2 protein-coding genes are annotated in these 2,093 nt (G+C 39.4%); both read left to right on the top strand.

Features of this window, described 5'->3' with window-relative positions; translation table 11 throughout:
• The first annotated feature begins 241 nt into the window (after window positions 1–241).
• On the top strand, window positions 242–1,216 hold the full coding sequence (locus tag VGA95_11700) for a transposase (protein ID HEX9667204.1): 975 nt from the start codon (window positions 242–244) through the stop codon (window positions 1,214–1,216).
• Between the two features lie 373 nt (window positions 1,217–1,589).
• The gene (locus VGA95_11695) at window positions 1,590–1,904 is read left to right on the top strand and encodes a hypothetical protein (protein HEX9667203.1); all 315 of its coding nucleotides are present in this window, start codon (window positions 1,590–1,592) and stop codon (window positions 1,902–1,904) included.
• Window positions 1,905–2,093 lie beyond the last annotated feature (189 nt).

Here is a 2,093-nt window from a genome sequence, read left to right as displayed (position 1 = left end):
CTCAATTTCCCTGAAACGTGGTATTGGGTATGCGGAGCCTCGCAGCTTTTTGTTTTGGCTACAGGCTCAACCGATTCCGACTACTTCCAGCCCGGCTCAAGGGTAGCGCGACCAAATGTGATACCCCCAACTTTAACGAGTTCAAGTTTTCCTTTGGGAAAGGTACGTGACCAAAGGGGTCGAGTCTACAATTGACAATACTTCAGGTGTAAAATAAAATGGATTCGAAGGATCCATTTTAATGGCACGCCCACTTAGAATTCAATATCCGGGAGCCTGGTATCACGTAATGAATCGTGGTGCTTCACGCCAAAGAATCTTTGTCGACGAAAATGATAGGAAAGATTTTCTTAATCTTTTGGGAGAAACATCAGACATGTTTACTATGCAGATTCATGCATACCGCCTTTTAGATAATCATTACCACTTACTTATTTATACTCCTCAGGGGAATATTTCTCGCTCCATGAGACACCTGAATGGAATATACACTCAACGCTTCAATCGCAAACATGGAACTGATGGCTCAATCTTTAGAGGACGATTTAAAGCAATCTTGATTGATGCTGATTCATATTTGTTAGAGGTCATGCGCTATATTCACCTCAATCCTGATAGGGCAAATATAGTAGAGGTCCCTGAACAATATCTTTGGAGCAGTCATAATGCCTATCTGGAGAAGCGGGCATCGCTGAGCTGGTTGGTTAGAGATGAAGTGCTCGGTCGCTTTGGAGAGAGGTTGAATCAATCAATAAAACGCTATAGAGAGTTTATACGGGCAGGTATACCATCTGATATTGAGGAATTTTATACTATGGGGAAGAGAGAGGTTATTCTTGGAGCTGAGAGATTCAAAGATTGGGTTAGAACTAAATTAATCAGTTCAGATAAAGAGGACTATGAGATACCAGAAGCTAAGGACCTTCATTCCTCCATTAGTGGAGATCACGTCATAGATATTATCATGAGAAGGTACAAGGTTAGTAGAGAAGCGCTCGAGGGAGTACATCGTGGTCAGTGGAACGAGCCGAGAGATGTAGCTATATATCTGTGTCGTAAAGAGTGTGGGTTGACGCTGAAAGGTATCGCTACTGAATTGGGGATCACAGCTTATACTACCATAAGTATGGCATACCGGCGGGTGGAGAGAAGGATAAGCAAAGATGATTCATTCCGACGACGATTGATCACGATTATTAAAGAGCTCAATAGCTAAATAAGGTCAAAGTATTGTCAATTGTAGACTTGACCCTTTTGCTTGACCCCTTTGCTTACGAAAATTGTCAGACAGCCGGTTGAGGACCTTTGCTGCTTTGCTGCAAGAGACGAAAACGGGGGAGGCCGGGAGAAGACATCACGGAAAAGGCTGAAGCATCTCAGGATCGAGACGAAGCAAGCTGTTATTTAGATCTTATCGTTAATTTGAGCTGACGCTGCTTCTTAACCTTGACAACTGTTATGATAGTGAAGTGAGTAGGCCAAAAATTAAGAATGACGGTCAGCAATTTAGAGTTTGCATAAATTCCGTTACTTATCGGAATTTTTATGTTAATTTAACTATAAACAATACAATATTGAAGGAGCGCAAAATGAATGACTTAACCTACAAAGAAAGGAAACTGAAAATTATAATGGATGAATTATGCAAACCTCCCTTCCTATCTCAAATTGATTTATTTCAGAGATTGGCATATAGGATTTACCTTGAATACCTGCATATAGATTGCCCAGATGTAGCAACTCTTGAGGACGTGAAAAGAATTACCATATCCGTAATGGATAGTTATATTTCCGACCAGGACATTGATAATTACCTTACGTATAAGTATAGCGAGGAAAATAAAAAACAAATGGAAAAATATGAATTAATAAAGGAAGTACTAGAAAATATACCGTTTAGTTAAACAAATCTGAAATATATAGCTTCATATCCAAAAAATTGGTGGGTTTATATCTTTTCCTAGTTCCTTAGCAATACAAAAAAACTGAAAATAGTGACAGACGTCCCTATTTTCTATTTTAAGTATTTTAAGGGGTCGTATCTTCACAATTCACAAATGTCGACAGTTTAGAAAATGTAAAAAAGGGCAACG

It is taken from the genome of Thermodesulfobacteriota bacterium, from assembly GCA_036397855.1.
Lineage (GTDB): Bacteria > Desulfobacterota_D > UBA1144 > Nemesobacterales > CSP1-2 > DASWID01.
The sequence above is the reverse complement of the archived record's forward strand: the minus strand, read 5'-3'. Positions and strand labels throughout refer to the sequence as shown.